The organism is Shewanella sp. UCD-KL12 (assembly GCF_001957125.1).
Classification (GTDB): Bacteria; Pseudomonadota; Gammaproteobacteria; order Enterobacterales; family Shewanellaceae; genus Shewanella.
The window spans coordinates 1-16545 of sequence record NZ_MPHJ01000020.1 but is presented as its reverse complement, the minus strand read 5'-3'; the positions used below and the strand labels follow the sequence as shown (position 1 = coordinate 16545).

The 16545-nt window shown below is 42.5% G+C and carries 14 protein-coding genes; 5 read left to right on the top strand and 9 right to left on the bottom strand.

The genetic code is table 11. From position 1 onward, the window contains the following. Window positions 1–98 precede the first annotated feature (98 nt). The 4 genes from glmU (at window position 99) to glmS (ending at window position 6745) form a co-directional block, all read left to right on the top strand. Window positions 99–1481 (top strand): bifunctional UDP-N-acetylglucosamine diphosphorylase/glucosamine-1-phosphate N-acetyltransferase GlmU, encoded by a 1383-nt coding sequence (gene glmU / locus BM736_RS22140; RefSeq protein ID WP_076416355.1) that lies wholly within the window; start codon window positions 99–101, stop codon window positions 1479–1481. Window positions 1482–1755: 274 nt separating this feature from the next. After that, complete coding sequence (locus tag BM736_RS22135; RefSeq protein ID WP_076416353.1) at window positions 1756–3897, top strand: TonB-dependent siderophore receptor; 2142 nt, start codon at window positions 1756–1758, stop codon at window positions 3895–3897. A gap of 189 nt (window positions 3898–4086) precedes the next feature. Beyond that, a complete protein-coding gene (locus tag BM736_RS22130; RefSeq protein ID WP_076416350.1) occupies window positions 4087–4857 on the top strand; it encodes a DeoR/GlpR family DNA-binding transcription regulator in 771 nt (256 codons plus the stop codon). Window positions 4858–4915: 58 nt separating this feature from the next. Continuing rightward, window positions 4916–6745 (top strand): glutamine--fructose-6-phosphate transaminase (isomerizing), encoded by a 1830-nt coding sequence (gene glmS, locus BM736_RS22125; RefSeq protein ID WP_076416347.1) that lies wholly within the window; start codon window positions 4916–4918, stop codon window positions 6743–6745. Between the two features lie 341 nt (window positions 6746–7086). Here glmS and fliB read toward each other — a convergent pair whose 3' ends face one another. The 9 genes from fliB to BM736_RS22080 all read right to left on the bottom strand — a co-directional run bounded on the left by fliB (window position 7087) and on the right by BM736_RS22080 (window position 14545). After that, on the bottom strand, window positions 7087–8283 hold the full coding sequence (fliB, locus tag BM736_RS22120; RefSeq protein ID WP_076416344.1) for a flagellin lysine-N-methylase: 1197 nt from the start codon (window positions 8281–8283) through the stop codon (window positions 7087–7089). Between the two features lie 123 nt (window positions 8284–8406). Continuing rightward, window positions 8407–8685, bottom strand: a complete 279-nt coding sequence (locus BM736_RS22115; protein ID WP_076416342.1) for a hypothetical protein — start codon at window positions 8683–8685, stop codon at window positions 8407–8409. Window positions 8686–8829: 144 nt separating this feature from the next. Then, window positions 8830–9579 carry a phosphate ABC transporter ATP-binding protein PstB gene (gene pstB, locus BM736_RS22110; RefSeq protein ID WP_076416339.1) on the bottom strand — a complete coding sequence of 250 codons (750 nt, stop codon included), beginning with the start codon at window positions 9577–9579 and terminating at the stop codon, window positions 8830–8832. A 14-nt stretch (window positions 9580–9593) separates the two neighbouring features. Then, on the bottom strand, window positions 9594–10454 hold the full coding sequence (pstA, locus tag BM736_RS22105; protein ID WP_143562464.1) for a phosphate ABC transporter permease PstA: 861 nt from the start codon (window positions 10452–10454) through the stop codon (window positions 9594–9596). Beyond that, the gene (gene pstC / locus BM736_RS22100; RefSeq protein WP_076416336.1) at window positions 10454–11359 is read right to left on the bottom strand and encodes a phosphate ABC transporter permease subunit PstC; all 906 of its coding nucleotides are present in this window, start codon (window positions 11357–11359) and stop codon (window positions 10454–10456) included. The genes pstA and pstC overlap by 1 nt, the downstream gene beginning before the upstream one ends. Window positions 11360–11466: 107 nt before the next feature. Next, a complete protein-coding gene (locus tag BM736_RS22095) occupies window positions 11467–12276 on the bottom strand; it encodes a phosphate ABC transporter substrate-binding protein (protein WP_076416335.1) in 810 nt (269 codons plus the stop codon). Window positions 12277–12738: 462 nt separating this feature from the next. Next, complete coding sequence (locus BM736_RS22090) at window positions 12739–12933, bottom strand: DUF2061 domain-containing protein (RefSeq protein WP_076416332.1); 195 nt, start codon at window positions 12931–12933, stop codon at window positions 12739–12741. A gap of 207 nt (window positions 12934–13140) precedes the next feature. Then, window positions 13141–14043 (bottom strand): 1,4-dihydroxy-2-naphthoyl-CoA synthase, encoded by a 903-nt coding sequence (locus tag BM736_RS22085; protein WP_076416330.1) that lies wholly within the window; start codon window positions 14041–14043, stop codon window positions 13141–13143. Window positions 14044–14191: 148 nt separating this feature from the next. After that, window positions 14192–14545: a hypothetical protein gene (locus tag BM736_RS22080; protein ID WP_076416327.1), complete on the bottom strand. Its 354-nt coding sequence runs from the start codon at window positions 14543–14545 to the stop codon at window positions 14192–14194. An 88-nt stretch (window positions 14546–14633) separates the two neighbouring features. Between BM736_RS22080 and ccoG the strand changes: the two genes are divergently transcribed. Beyond that, window positions 14634–16067, top strand: coding sequence for a cytochrome c oxidase accessory protein CcoG (gene ccoG, locus BM736_RS22075; RefSeq protein WP_076416324.1), 1434 nt, complete (start codon window positions 14634–14636; stop codon window positions 16065–16067). Window positions 16068–16545 lie beyond the last annotated feature (478 nt).

Genomic DNA, 16545 nt, shown 5'->3' with positions numbered 1-16545 from the left:
ATCCTCTTCGCTTTTCCCCTACTTTTCCGTTAAAATCAGCGCACAAAAATAGACCTCTTCTTTCTTATTTTAATAAGCATTAGCTCAAGGATAACTCCATGGCACTAAACGTAGTGATTTTAGCCGCAGGCAAGGGAACCCGCATGCGCTCAGATCTTCCTAAAGTCTTACACCCAATTGCTCACAAGAGCATGGTGCAGCATGTGATCGACGCTGCGCACAATGTAGGCAGTGATGCTATTCAGTTGGTGTATGGCTATGGAGCTGAAAAATTACAAAGTGTCTTAGGCGAGCAGCAGTTGAACTGGGTACTGCAGGCTGAGCAGCTTGGTACCGGCCATGCGGTTGCGCAAGCTAATCCGAATATAGCCGATGATGATACTGTGCTTATCCTTTATGGGGATGTGCCCCTCATTCAGGTATCAACACTTGAAGCTCTGCTTGTTGCTCGTGAAGATAATGGCTTAGCTATTCTTACTGTTAATCTGCCTAACCCAACAGGCTATGGCCGTATCGTGCGTACTCCTTGTGAAGGTCAAGTTCAGGGCAAGGTTGTTGGTATCATAGAGCAGAAGGATGCTAACCCAGAGCAACTTGCGATTAATGAGATCAATACAGGCATCATGGCAGCGCCAGGCAAGCAGCTGAAACAATGGTTGAGTCAGCTTTCATCTGATAATGCCCAAGGTGAATATTACCTAACTGATATCGTTGCTATGGCGCATAAAGAGGGAGTCGCCATCACTACTGCTCAACCTGAATCCGCTATTGAAGTTGAAGGTGCTAATAACCGAGTTCAATTAGCACAACTTGAGCGAGCTTATCAGGCTCGTGCTGCCGAAAAGTTGATGCTTGAAGGGGCTAATTTACGTGATCCTGCTCGTATTGATATTCGTGGCGATGTCACTGTAGGCATGGATGTGATGATAGATGTTAATGTCATCATGCAGGGGAAGGTCACTATAGGTAATAACGTTACTATTGGTGCTGGTGCTATCCTTATGGATTGTGAAATTAGTGACAATGCTGAAATTAAGCCTTACTCAATCATAGAAAATGCCAAAGTCGGTGTAGAAGCCAGTGCTGGGCCATTCGCTCGCCTTCGTCCTGGTGCTGAGCTTAAACGTGATGCTCATATTGGTAACTTTGTAGAGATGAAGAAAGCGGTACTAGGCGAAGGCTCTAAGGCGGGACATCTTGCTTATATTGGTGATGCGCAGATTGGAGCTGGTGTAAACATTGGCGCTGGCACAATCACCTGTAACTATGACGGCGCGAATAAGCACTTAACCGTAATAGAAGATAATGTGTTTGTCGGTAGTGATAGCCAGCTTGTCGCTCCGGTAACGATTGGTAAAGGTGCGACCTTAGGCGCAGGCTCTACTATTACTCGCGATGTCGGTGAAAATGAACTTGTCATTACTCGAGTTAAACAGCGTCACCTAAGTGGCTGGGTAAGACCGGTTAAAAAACCTAAATAAGTTCAGAATTAACTTTAGTCTTTACTGAAGTAAATGATTTGAAAGCGACGTTAACAGGTCGCTTTTTTTGTATCTGTATTATGAAAACTGCTTGTCAGCAAGCCTGATTAATTTGTTGTGAGAATGAAACTTTTTACTAAATTTAGCGGAATTATCTAGTAATTTAGGACTAGCTCACAGGCAATTGTAAATTTCCGTAAAGAAACTTAAATAAAAATTGTTCTCATTTATATTACGGCCAACTTTCGTTTGATATCCATATTTGGGGTTGGCTATGTCATTACTATCTCGTTCTTTTAAAGTGTCACCAATTTGTGTCGCCGTTGTCTCTGCACTTACTCTTGCTCCTGCAGTTGCTGTTGCCGAAGATGAAGGCTCTGAAGGCATTTCTACTGCAAATATCGAGCGTATTTCGGTAACCGGCCGTAGTTTCAATGATTACAAGGTTGGTAGTGCTTCAGGTGCGATGCGTGGTGACATTGACTTGATGGATACGCCGCAGTCTGTTGCTGTTATTCCTGACTTTGTCACTGACGAGCAGCTGGCAACAAACCTTTCAGAAGTATTGGTCAATGATTCAAGTGTGACAGGCGGTAGTGAGAAGTGGAACCGTCAAGTGTTCAGTATTCGTGGCTTTGAGCTTTCTTCTGGTTCCGGTTACCTGATTAATGGTCAACAGCAGTGGTCTCACTACGTACAACCAATTGAAACCCTGCAGCAGGTAGAAGTCCTAAAAGGTCCTTCAAGCATGCTTTACGGTCAGTCAGGTCCTGGTGGCTTGATCAATATGGTGACTAAGAAGCCAACCACAGAAACTATCTTTGATCTTGGTTTTGATACAGATGAACATGGCTCAACTCGCTTCCAGCTAGACGCTGGCGGTGCAATTAATGAAGCTGAAACTATTCGTTACCGCACAGTGTTAGTCAAGCAAGACACTAAATACTGGCGTGAATACCAAGACGGCAGTAACCAAGAGCGTGATCGCTGGTTGGGTTACCTAAACCTTGAATTTGATATTACTGATGACCTACTACTGTCTTTAAAATACGATCACACTCAAGACAAGACTGGTATTGACCGTGGTGGCTGGTTGGACTCTGATGGTGAGTTAATTGGTGGTAAAGATATTATTTGGGATCAGCCATGGGCGTTTACCGATAATACAATCTCTAATATGGGTGCTGATATCACCTACTTCATCAATGATGATTGGAAAGTAAAAGCGGGTGTTAATGATCAGCAGTTTAATCGCCAGCGTTTAGACTCTTCACCTTCACTTATGAGTGGATCAGAAGATCCATTTACCGATGGTTACTATGTCAGTCCTTTCGATCGTTACGATGATTGGCAGCATAAAACAGGTTACGTTGATTTTGTTGGTAATTTCTCTACAGGTGGCTTAGAGCATCAGTTCCTACTAGGTGCCAATATGCTGGACTACTACTATGGTCAGCTAAAAGAGTCAGGCGAAAAGAAACAAGTGGTAATGCCAGGCCAGCCTTTGCCTAAACCTGATCTTGATTACAACCGTGATGAAACTAAGTATGAGAGTGAGTACAAGCATTACGGCTTCTACATCCAAGATCTGATCACCATTAATGATGAGTGGCAGGTGCTTGCAGGTGTACGTTATGACGAGCAGAAAAAAGATGGCGCGGGTAACAACAGTTACGCTGTATCGCCTAAGTTTGGCGTTATCTATTCTCCAGCGGCTAACGGTAGTATCTATGTAAACTACTCTAAGAGTTTCACTCCGCAAGGAATCGTGAACGACGAAGAAGATGTAAACAACGGACTTAACCTTGACCCTGAATACGGTGAGCAGTATGAGATCGGTACTAAGTGGGAGCTATTTGATGGCAGCTTACTACTAACTGGTGCTGTATTTGATATTACCGTGTCTAACGTAACCGTCACTCAGCAGTTAGAAGCTACGACACCTGATGGAAAGCAAACTATCACCACTCAAAGCGGTGAGCAGCGTCATAAAGGTTTCGAGATGGGCGCTCAAGGTCAGGTCAGTGACAAGTGGTTTATGACTGGCTCTATGATGTTCCTTGATGCTGAGTATGCTACAGGTGATAGCTTAGATGGTATGACACCAATTGATGCGCCTGAGTGGTCTGCAAACGTATGGACTCGTTACGAGATGACTGACAACTTGGCATTTAACTTCGGTGCTATCTATGTTGGAGAGCGCTTTGCTAATACGAATAACACAGTAACTAAAGATGGCTATGTTCGTTTCGATATGGGCGCTGCGTACACTATGGACGTTATGGGCAGTGATGTTAGCGTTCGCTTGAATGTGAAGAACCTATTCGATGAGGATTACCTTGCAGGTGGTACAACAACTGATGTGACAGTTGGTGAGGGTCGTCATTTTGGCTTAGCGCTAGAAGCTAAGTTCTAATCTGAAGTTTCAATGAGTGTATCTTTCAAGGCAGCCAATTGGCTGCCTTTTTCATATTCCAACCTTTTAAAAGCTGATAATGAAGAAAATATAATCACTTATATTGTCTATAATCTGGGTAATTAATTTGCAAATTAGTTTCGTTTGAATATAATTCTGCTTTCGAATCGAAACTTAAGTGAAACTTCTATGACTAAACGTAATACTCAGCAGCGTCGTCACACCATCATCTCGTTGATTAATGAAGAGGGTGAAGTGAATGTTGATGAGTTAGCCTTACGTTTCGAAACTTCCGAAGTCACTATACGTAAAGATCTCACCGCACTAGAAAAAACAGGCTTATTGTTACGTCGCTATGGCGGGGCTGTATCTGTGCCTAGAGAGATGACTCAGGTTGCCACCGAAGCGATATCTAATAACAAGCTTAATATTGCTAAAGCCGCAGCTAGACTCATTAAAGATCATAACCGCATCATCATAGATAGCGGCAGTACGACTTCAGGCCTAGTCCAAGAGTTAAGTTGTAAACGAGGTTTGGTGGTGATGACTAACTCACTCCAACTAGCTAGTGCTGTTCATGAACTTGAGCAAGAGCCCACTCTTTTGATGACAGGTGGTACTTGGGATCCCCATTCTGAATCTTTTCAGGGCCAAGTTGCTGAGCAAGTGCTGCGTTCCTACAACTTTGATCAACTGTTTATCGGTGCAGATGGTATCGATATTGAGCGTGGCACCACAACGTTTAATGAATTGACCGGACTTAGCAAGGTGATGGCAGAGGTTTCTCGTGAGGTCATCGTTATGCTTGAGTCTGACAAGATTGGCAGACGTATCCCGAACCTAGAGCTGCCTTGGCAAGATATTAGTGTCATCGTCACCGACGACAAGCTTCCCGATGAGGCGGCTGACAAGATTTCTGAACAAGGTGTGCGTGTGATTGTTGCACCTTTTTCAAACTGATTTTATTCAAATTCAGATTATTAACTTTTCAATTTATATAAAAATTTAGGTACTTAGTATGTGCGGAATTGTAGGCGCAGTAGCGCAAAGAGATGTAGCAGAGATATTGGTTGAAGGCTTACGCCGTTTAGAATATCGCGGCTATGATTCGGCTGGTGTAGCAGTCATTAAAGATGCTGAGTTAAGCAGTACACGCCGCGTTGGTAAGGTGCAGGAGCTGTCTTCTGCGCTAGATTCATTGCCATTAGCTGGTGGTACTGGCATTGCCCATACTCGTTGGGCGACTCATGGTGAGCCAAGTGAGCGTAATGCTCACCCTCATCAGTCAGAAGGTGATATTGCCGTCGTTCATAACGGAATTATCGAGAACCATAATAAACTGCGTGAAAGGCTAAAGGGCTTAGGTTATAGCTTTGCCTCTGACACTGATACTGAGGTTATCTGTCATTTAGTACATCATGAGCTTAAGTCTCACGAGACTTTATTGGCGGCAGTTCAAGCGACCGTAAAGCAGCTTGAAGGTGCCTACGGTACAGTTGTTATCGATCGCCGTGATAGTGAGCGCATGATAGTGGCACGCTCTGGTAGCCCGTTAGTGATTGGCTACGGTCTAGGTGAAAACTTTGTTGCTTCAGATCAGTTAGCCCTGCTGCCTGTTACTCGCTCTTTTGCCTTTCTTGAAGAGGGAGACGTTGCTGAAGTTATGCGCCGTAGTGTGAGCATCTATGATGTTGACGGTAATGCTATAGAACGTGAGATAAAAGAGTCTGAAGTGACTCATGATGCGGGTGATAAAGGTGAATATCGTCACTATATGCTTAAAGAGATCTATGAGCAGCCTCGTGCTATCGCCCATACTCTCGAAGGGAGAATAGCCTCTTCTCAGGTATTAGATTCAGCCTTTGGTGACAATGCGGCAGAGTTTCTTAAAGATATTAAGCATGTACAGATCATCGCCTGTGGTACCAGCTACCATGCTGGTATGGCTGCACGCTACTGGCTAGAAGATTGGGCTGGGGTTTCATGTAATGTTGAGATAGCCTCTGAGTTTCGTTACCGCAAATCACATATGTTCCCTAACAGCTTATTAGTGACCATCTCTCAATCTGGTGAAACTGCTGACACCTTAGCAGCGCTGCGCTTAGCTAAAGAGATGGGTTACAAGGCAACTATGACTATCTGTAACGCTCCAGGTTCATCTTTGGTGCGTGAGTCTGATATGGCTTACATGATGAAAGCCGGTGCAGAGATAGGTGTGGCTTCGACTAAAGCATTCACCGTTCAGTTAGCGGGACTGCTTATGTTAACGGCTGTTATTGGTCGCCATAACGGTATGAGTGCAGAGCTACAAGCAAAGATCACTCAAAGCTTACAGTCTATGCCAGCTAAAGTAGAGCAAGCACTCAGTTTAGATGATGCGATTGCCGAGCTTGCTGAAGATTTTGCTGACAAACACCATGCACTTTTCTTGGGCCGTGGCGATCAATATCCAATCGCAATGGAAGGTGCGTTAAAGCTTAAAGAGATCTCTTATATCCATGCAGAAGCTTATGCCTCTGGTGAGCTAAAGCACGGTCCATTGGCACTTATTGATGCCGATATGCCTGTGATTGTGGTTGCACCCAATAACGAATTGCTTGAGAAGCTTAAATCGAATGTCGAAGAGGTACGTGCCCGTGGTGGCTTGATGTACGTGTTTGCTGATCAAGATGCAGAGTTCGAATCTGATGACACGATGAAAGTGATCCCTATTCCACATTGTGATGAATTTATGGCGGCATTGATATATACCATCCCAATGCAATTGCTTTCTTATCATGTGGCCCTTATCAAAGGTACCGATGTGGATCAGCCTCGTAACTTAGCTAAGTCTGTGACCGTTGAGTAAATTGTCGCGTTAATCATTAATAAAAAACCGCCTTTAGGGCGGTTTTTTATTGTCTATAGAGGTTCACTCAACTGATTATACCAATCAGTATAAAGATGTGATCGCTCAGCGAGAGTTTAGCGTTTCAGAGGCAAGGCAACGAGTGAAGAGCATAGTTATTCTATGTTTAAGCTCGTTAACACAGCATATGAAGCGCTATAACTCGCCTTTTAGGAGTGTTTTTGGCCGCCTACTTATTCGTTGAACATCTTTACAAGGGAATAACCATTCCATCAGCTATTCGCCTTGAATTAGTTGCTAAAAAGCACTCTGAGTAGATCACTTTCTTATATTGATTGGTATTAGTGAGCGGTTGGTGCCGTGTGTTCACTGTGCAGTAAGCTAATGGCTGAGGCGACATCGCTAAAGCCTGACTTTTCTAAAATATCGACCACATAGGTACTAAAATTCAGCTTATGTTGTCGGTTGGTATGGTAAACCTGAAAACAGAGCACAATATCACTTTCTGATAGCTCTCCTTTATATGAGGCCATGGCAGCAAGATAGCAGCGGATCATAAAGCTATCTACCAGCATTAAACGGTAGGCTTGACTGGGTGAGAGCTTTTCAACCATAGGGAAGTTCATGTTGTACATATAATAGAGTTGATATCGGTCGAATAGATCTGGGTACTTGGCTAGTGCAGGTTTAGCTATGTTGCACCAAGCATGGTTAATATTGTCCATGGAGATCTTTTTATTCGCAGCTAGAGATCTAATCGCCTCATTGATGAGCTCAAATCGAGCCTGACCCCTTGCTGTCCTGTTTGTATTTAGCCATAGGTGTATTGATTCAAAAGCATGCATTTGATGTATGTTGTTATTGATAAAGTCATCATACTGCTTTTGTAGAGTGCCATTGTTTATCAGTTGGGTAAGCTGATTAAACATGGCGTCAATATTCTCAGTTCCTGAGTTACTGATCCGGCTCGACTCTACTGTATTGGTTAATATGCCGATAGAGAGCAGTGACTCCTCCCAAGTTAGCTTATTATTGAGTAAGAGTTGGATTGAGTAATCATGGCCTTTTGTTGCCCACGCTGGTGCAGGACTGGCCTTTTGCTTTGACCCGCTTTGGATACGCTCAAAGTTAAATGCATTATCTTTAAATAGTACACTTCTAACAGCCTCAGGACAGGAGAGAGACAGACTTTCATACCTATCACCACCTCTGATTGTATTGAGTCTTGGGTATGTCTTACAGGTATTACTCAATAGCTTTTCACCTGCAGTCGCTTGTATTTGGCATAACTTCTTTTCGTCTAAGAACGGGCAGCCACCATTAGCATCGAGCTTTACTGTGGCCCAGTTAGACTCACTTTTCTTCGTCTTTTTGAGTGCTTGCCTGGCTTTATCTTTAAGCTCTGGATGTTCACAGGTGTGTTTATAACTCTGTTTATCGATATGGATCCCCCAGTCATAACAGCAACTGTCTTCACAGTCTGAGCCTATACAGCTGAATTCACTAACAAAGCCAGGTCTTATTATTTCGCCTTCCATCTCTGAGTCTCATCGGTGCTAATTAAGTACTCAGGGCGACATTTTTGCGATGATTCTTAAATTGAACTTTGGCTGGTGGATTAAAAAGCCTTCAGAGGAGAAGGCTTATGTCGGCTAGGTGAGCTACTTGCTTTCAGCAGCGCCTTTATCTTTTGATATCTTAATATCAAAGTTATCTAACAAGAGTAAAGTATCTGCAATGGCAGCTTTTAATTTTGCAGACGGCGGTAGGCCCTGAGATTTTGCTTGTCCTAGAGAGTCACGGCGAGTGACACACTCAAGCATCTCTTCAAGACTTTCTGCGTTATCTAGCGAGATAGGTGGCAGTTTTTTAGATGCTGCATTGTTGTATCTTTCGAATTCGTTTTTAAGGTGTTCTTGAGCTTCTCTAATTCTTTCCATATGAATTTCTATCCTTTTTGCGATAAACCCATATCTCCGAAGCTATCTTATTAATATGATTTAAACAAGTCACCTTTATGGTAAACGCCATCCCATTATGTTTGTTTAATAGAATGGCGTATGACTTAAATAGACTTGAAGCTGTTAACCGAATTCACCACTGACGTAGCCTTGGGTGCGCTGATCGTTTGGCTGGTTAAACACTTGTGCTGTTTCACCGTGCTCCACGAGCTCACCCATCCAGAAAAATGCCGTTTTATCTGAAATTCGTTTCGCCTGATTCATCGAGTGAGTCACGATAACGATAGTAAACTTCTTGCGAAGCTCATCCATTAGCTCCTCAATTTTATGAGTTGCAATAGGATCTAATGCGCTGGTGGGCTCATCCATTAAGATCACTTCTGGCTGCATAGATATAGCTCGGGCAATACAAAGTCTTTGCTGTTGTCCGCCAGATAAACCAAACGCTGGGCTGTCTAATCGGTCTTTGACCTCATCCCAGAGTGCAGCACCACGTAGAGACTCCTCCACAACTTCATCTAGTTTTCTTTTATCTTTGACGCCTTGAGCTTTTAAGCCGAAAGCAACATTCTCATAGATACTCATAGGGAAAGGGTTAGGCTTTTGAAAGACCATACCGACTCGCATACGCAATTGCTTTACGTCCACATCGGAATAGATATCCTCTCCTTCGAATTTAACTGCGCCAGTGATTTTAACCCCTTCAACTAAGTCGTTCATGCGGTTTAAGGTTCTTAGCAGAGTAGACTTACCACAGCCTGATGGACCAATAAGTGCAGTAACCTGGCGTGAAGGTATCTTTAAAGAGATATCTTTCAGCGCGTGGTTTTCACCATAAAAAAGATTGAGATCACTCACTTCTAACTTATTCATGTTTCTGGCCTTTATTAAGATGCTTTATTAATACGTGTGGCAATGAGTTTGGTTGCCAGATTTAAAATAAGAACGAGTACAATCAAAACCGTTGCCGTGGCATAGGCTTGATCCCATTCATGTTGAGTAAAGAGTTCTTGGGTGAGCTTGTAGAGGTGCACGGTTAAGGTACGTCCTGACTCCAATACTGACTCAGGAATTTGTGTCACCATACCTGCAGTCAAAAATACAGGTGCTGATTCACCGATAACTCGGCCAATACTTAATATGACAGAAGTAACTATACCCGGTAGCGCGCTCGGCAGTATTAGACGCCAAATGGTGTATATCTTGGAGCTACCTAATGCGTAGCCTCCTTCTCTATAGCTCATAGGGACAGCTAGCAAGGCTTCTTCAGTAGTACGAATGAGTACCGGAAGAATGAGCATCGATAGTGTGAGTGAACCAGCCAGAATCGAGAAGCCTAAGCCTAATGTGGTGACGAAAAATGTCATACCAAAGAGACCGTAAACAATAGAGGGGATACCCGCTAAAGATTCTGTACAGAAACGAATGGTCTTAACGACTTTACTGCCGGGCTTAGCGTATTCAGTTAAGTAAATCGCTGTCATTATTCCTATAGGGGCGGCTATGGCTAAAGATAGTCCAACCATATAAACGGTAGCGACTATCATGGCCCATATGCCAGAGGCTTCTCCTATGCGGGTATATGCTCCTGTGACAAACTCCCAGCTAACATGTGAAAGGCCATTACTTAGTATGTGCCATACCACCCAAAGCAGGAATGAAATAGTAATTGCTGCAGCGCCCCAGATAGCGACTAACAAGAGTTTGTCTTGCACGTCTCTATTTAAAATACGTTTATCTTGAAGCATTAGTAGCTCCTCTTACGATTTAGGTATAACAAACTTGCATTGAGTAAAACGATAAACACCAATAAGACTATGCCCGTCGAATACAGAGCGCTGGAGTGAATGCCTGTTGCGTAAGACATCTCCATGGCGATATTGGCTGTTAAAGTTCTTGCTGGTTCGAGTATTGAGCCTGGCATAGCTGGAGCATTCCCCATCACCATAATAATTGCCATTGTTTCGCCAATAGCACGAGCAATACCAAGTGCTACGCCTGTGAATATGCCGCTTCGAGCCGCAGGGATGAGTACTTTGAATATGCTGTAAATATGTGAAGCCCCTAGTGCGAGTGCTCCCTCTTTATAAACTGGAGGCAGAGCGCGCAATGAGGTTTCTGAAATGGTAATTACCGTTGGCAATATCATGATTGCTAGAACGATTATTCCCGCAAGAAGCGTATTACCTGCAGGAATATTGAAAAGAGTTTCTATGGCTGGAACTATGATAACTAAGCCAAAAAAGCCATAAACCACAGATGGGATACCGGCTAACAGTTCGACTGCTGGTCTAACGATATCTGCTAACCATTTGGGAGCGAGTTCCGCGAGAAATACTGCGGTTAAAATGGCTATCGGTACACCAATAATTACTGCCCCTGCAGTAGATATTAGCGAAGCGATAATCATAGGGAAGATGCCATACAGTGCTGGTGGCAACCATTCTCTACCGAGAACCATATTTACAACACCTGCTTCTTTGAATGCAGGTAGACCTTCTTGAAATACAAACCAACCTATAGTGGCTACAGAAATAACACCAACCATAGCGCTGGCGAGAAAAAGTATATGGAAGAATGATTCTTTCCAATCAACTGCTTTTGCTGGTGCGAGTTGTAGCCCTGTATTACTGGCTTTACTTGCTGTATTCATCACTTTGCCTCGAGAGCATTTTGAATTTATTTTTAATCAATGAATTAAAATAAACTCAGAGGAACCTATATTCCTCTGAGCTATATAATTACTTTTAAATAGATGAGTTACTGAACTCGAATGTAACCTTCTTCTGCTACTATGCTCTGACCATCTTCAGAAAGGATGTAGTTAACAAAATCTTGAGCATTGATATGAGCGTTCTTATCCATCAGAACGATGAAGGGACGTGCTATTTGGTAATCACCAGTAGCAATATTCTCATCTGTTGCTGCAATACCGTTAACATCTACTGCGCGTAAAGAGTTATCGACACTACCGAGTGAGATGTAACCAATGGCATATGGGTTGTTGGCTACAATGGTCTTGATCATACCGTTACCATTACCAACTTGAGCTGTTGGTGAGATAGCCGTTACCTTGTGACCATTAACAGTACGTTGTAGTTTCATGATCTCTTCGAAAGCGCCACGAGTACCTGAGCCATTTTCACGAGTTACTACGACAATTGGCTTAGCCTCACCGCCTACTTCACTCCAGTTTTTGATCTCGCCACGATAAATCTTAGATATCTGTTCTTGTGTCAGGCTTTTAACTGGGTTTGCATTATTTACCGCTGCAGCAATACCGTCACGTGCGATAACTATTTCTTTAGTATCTGAATTCAACTCGCTGTCTTTGACGTTACGAGATGACATGCCAATCATGCTAGTGCCATCTTTCGCTGCACGAATACCAGCAGATGAGCCAGTACTTTGTACTTCAACGTTTTTATTTGCACTGTTTTGGTATTTCTCTGCAAGAACTTCCATTACATGGGCAACTGAAGTCGATCCAGATACCGTAACTGTGCTTGCCTGAGCAAGTGGTGCTGTCATAAAGCTTACAGCGGCTAATAAACCAATAACTTTTTTCATCACAAGTTCCACTCTTATTAAGTCGTAATACAAATTTCAAATTAGGACTTCCTCTCTGGAAGCAAGCGCATTAAGACAGAGTTATATGACAGCCAAGTTACAGTGTGGCGAGGAGTGGGATTGTGGTGAATGGCTAAATGATCTTACTTGTTTCTTTCTTGTTGCAAGATTGTGTTTGTTGGTTGTCCTGTATTGTATTTTTTACGAACAGAATTTAATTGGCACTAAAATATATCTTGTTGATATTTAGGTTTTTATTATTATTTTTTTCTGTTTTTAGAATGAAATAGATGGAGTAATAAATTATGGCGTTAAGGCTATCTTAAGCTTCAAAAGCGTTTTTGTTAAAATGTCTGTTGTGATAAGCAGAGATAAATTTTTTATGAAGCTTTTATTACACCTGTTATATCGCTTTATCAGTTAAGCCAAGTAGGTATAAGGTGAGCTAAAGGTATTTATTACCTATACAGTGATTAATTGTTCTTTTTGTTTCTCTATTCTTTTCCATACTTTTTCATGGAAGTAGAAAACAACAGTATTGACTGCGGGTTCTATTAAGGCAACGGCACCACCTATAACAACACTTCCAGTGAGCAAGTAGGTAATAGTGAACGCGACACCGAAATGTAAAATTGCAAAAGTACATGTTTTTAGCATAATGAGTTCCTCAATAATCAATATTCAAATGATAATCATTATCATTAAGGTTGTAAAGAGAGACTATTAGATTAGTTTGATAGGTATTTTAGGTTAAAAGTTAATCTTGGTTATATATCAAACAAAATAGCCATCAAGGAGATGGCTATATAGAAGGTGACTTCTTAGTTACTGGATAGTTTAGATAGTGAAGAGTTTAGTTACTGGCTAGTAGTGCCAAGGAAACTGACTAAAATCTTGTTCACGTTTTTCAAGGAAGGAGTCTCGCCCCTCTTTGGCTTCATCTGTGCCGTAAGCTAGCCTTGTCGCTTCACCTGCAAATAACTGCTGACCAACTAGACCGTCATCAGGTAAGTTAAAGCCGTATTTCAACATCCGCATTGCTGTTGGCGATTTTGAGTTGATCTCTTTTGCCCAGTTTAGCGCTTCAGTTTCAAGTTCTGCATGGGGAATAGACCTGTTAACCATACCCATATCAAATGCTTCATCTGCAGTGTAGTTAAAGCCGAGGAAAAAGATCTCTCTTGCACGCTTTTGGCCAATCATTTTGGCAAGGTAGGCACTACCATAGCCAGAATCAAAGCTGCCAACATCTGGATCAGTTTGTTTGAAAATAGCATGCTCTTTAGAGGCTAAGGTTAAGTCACAAACAACATGTAAACTATGCCCGCCACCGACAGCCCAACCAGGCACCAATGCGATTACAACTTTAGGCATAAAGCGGATCAAACGTTGTACTTCTAAGATATGTAGGCGGCCCATTCGAGCTACATCGGGTTTACCCTCTTCCGCGCCCTCATATTTATAACCATCTTTACCGCGGATACGCTGATCGCCGCCAGCACAAAATGAGTACTGACCTTTAGCCGAAGGACCATTACCAGTAATAAGTACACAACCAACATCTGACCACTGTCTAGCATGATCAAGTGCAGTGTAAAGCTCATCGACAGTTTTAGGGCGGAATGAGTTTAGGCAGTCTGGGCGGTTAATTGCGATGCGTACAGTGCCTTGATCTTTTGCTCTGTGGTAAGTGATGTCTTCAAAATCAAAATCGGTAACCTGATCCCATAGAGTAGGATCGAAGATGTCTGAAACCTGTTGAGTCATGATAATAGCCTTTTCAACTTGATGCCCTTTGGCATGATGGCCAAAGGCTAGGTGGAAAGTGAACTAAGGTCAATCATCGGCATATATAAATGCCGAGCTTGCCTATATATAGTATGAAGCGGTGGGAGCAATGATTTTTAGAGAGTACTTACCTTAGCTTATCGCAAATAAATTGTAGGTTATCTCTACTAAGACTCTCATGTCTTGGTGCAGATCCACTGCAGTATTCCTTTTTATATTCCTGCACGCTGTATTGAGATTCTAAAATATCGTCGAGCGCCCCTAGTTCGCCAGTAGACATACGTTGGGAAATCTCTTTTTTAAGTTGGGAAACCTTATTATCAACTTTGATTATCTTGGTGCCTGTCATTGAGTGAAGCTTACGTTCAATCTTATGTAACAGCTCGTCAGTTTCTGCTATTGGCTTGTCAAGCTTGTTGGTTTCAGTTGCTAGGTAGTAGAGTACACCTGCACCTAAACCTAATATTATCCAGCCTCTCATTTTTAAGCCCAACTTTGGTCAATAAGATGTAATATACAGTTATAATAAGCTAATTTTCGTGCAATATTAAAGCGGTAAGGTTACAAAGATGAGCACAGAGTCTGAGAAAAAGGATTATTCGAAGCAAAAGAGAATAAAAATCCATCAGCCCGATGCAAATAAAGCTGATCGATTTAATCCCAGAAACAGGATTTATGTTCGTGCTGTAGAGGGAGTTTGGACACAGCTTCGAAGACGTCTTGGTTGGGTTGCCATGTTGTTTTTTCTCATCTTACCTTGGATCCCTTGGGGTGATAGGCAAGCGGTGTGGTTCAACCTTGCAGAGCAAAAATTCCATATTTTTGGCTTAACTATCTGGCCGCAAGATCTCACCCTACTCGCTGCATTACTAACCATTGCCGCTTTCGGCTTATTTTTTGTTACCACTTATTTAGGTCGGGTTTGGTGTGGTTATACCTGCCCGCAAACTGTGTGGACCTTTATCTTTATCTGGTTTGAAGAGAAGTTAGAGGGAGCAAGAAATAAGCGCATGAAGCTAGACCAGATGCCTTGGAGCTTCAATAAGGTGTGGCGAAAAGTAGCCAAGCATACCGCATGGATACTCATCTCCTTATTAACAGCGATGACCTTTGTCTCCTACTTTGTACCAACTTATGAGGTCTACTCAGATGTATTTACCCTTAATGCTGGTGGGGATATCTATTTTTGGGTGGTGTTATTTACCTTAGCTACCTATGGTAACGCGGGTTGGATGCGGGAGATCATGTGTATTCATATGTGCCCCTATGCAAGATTCCAAGCTGCTATGTTCGATAAGAATACCTATATAGTCGGCTATGATGGCAAGCGTGGAGAAATGCGCGGTCCCAGATCTCGAAAAGCCGATCCAAAAGCGATGGGGTTAGGTGACTGTATAGACTGCGACCTTTGTGTTCAGGTATGTCCTACTGGTATCGATATTCGTAATGGATTGCAATATGAGTGTATCAACTGTGGTGCATGTATTGATGCCTGCGATAAAACAATGGAACGCATGAATTACCCTAAAGGTTTGATCTCTTATACCACCGAAAATAAATTAGATGGTATTAAAGAAAAGGTACTTCGTCCCAAACTGGTGGGATATGGCGTAGCACTCGCTGCTATGATTATTATCTTTGTCTATGCGAGCGCCACTATCGCACCTGTGCGTATTGATATCATTCGAGACCGGAACCAGTTGTTCAGAGAGAATAACGATGGATTAGTTGAGAATACTTTCACATTGAAGATTTTGAATAAAACTGAACAGGCACATAAATATAAAATTAGCGTTGAAGGTTTACCGAATTATGAGTGGTATGGTCCACAAGAAGTAAGCATAGCTGGTGGTGAAGTGCTTACCTTGCCTGTCAGTGTTGCCGTTGACCCTGTTGAGCTATCTAGGCCAATGCTGAAGATAGACTTTAAAGTAAGAACAGAAAGTGATGCTAAGGGGGCCTTTATCGAAGCGACACAAGAATCTCGCTTCTTTAGCCAATAACTCATAAGAACACTGCACTTACTTAATAGTTAAAAGAATCAAAAACGGAGCCTTAGGCTCCGTTTTTGATTCTAACAGCCATAACGACAACAGTTTTGTATCATATATATACGTTTCGCCTGATAAGTGGCCACTTAGCAATGGTATTGTGATTTTCTTTAAATAAGCCCTTGCCATCACGGCAGACATCCCTATAATGCGCTCCCACTGACACGGCAAACCAGCCTTCTTAAACAGAAGCTGAAACCCAGTCAGGGCAACAAGTAAGCTAATTAATTTCCTCGTTTTAAACGTTTGAAATTAAATTTTTAAAAGCACTTGACGCCAACAACGGGAAGTGTAGAATACGCCTCCTCAAGCCAGCGACCTAGCGTCAACGGCGGTGCTACTTAGCGCCACGTTCTTTAACAATACGAAACAAGAAATCTGTGTGGACATTCACAGGTGTTGAGTTATTCGAAATTGCTTCTTAGGAAGC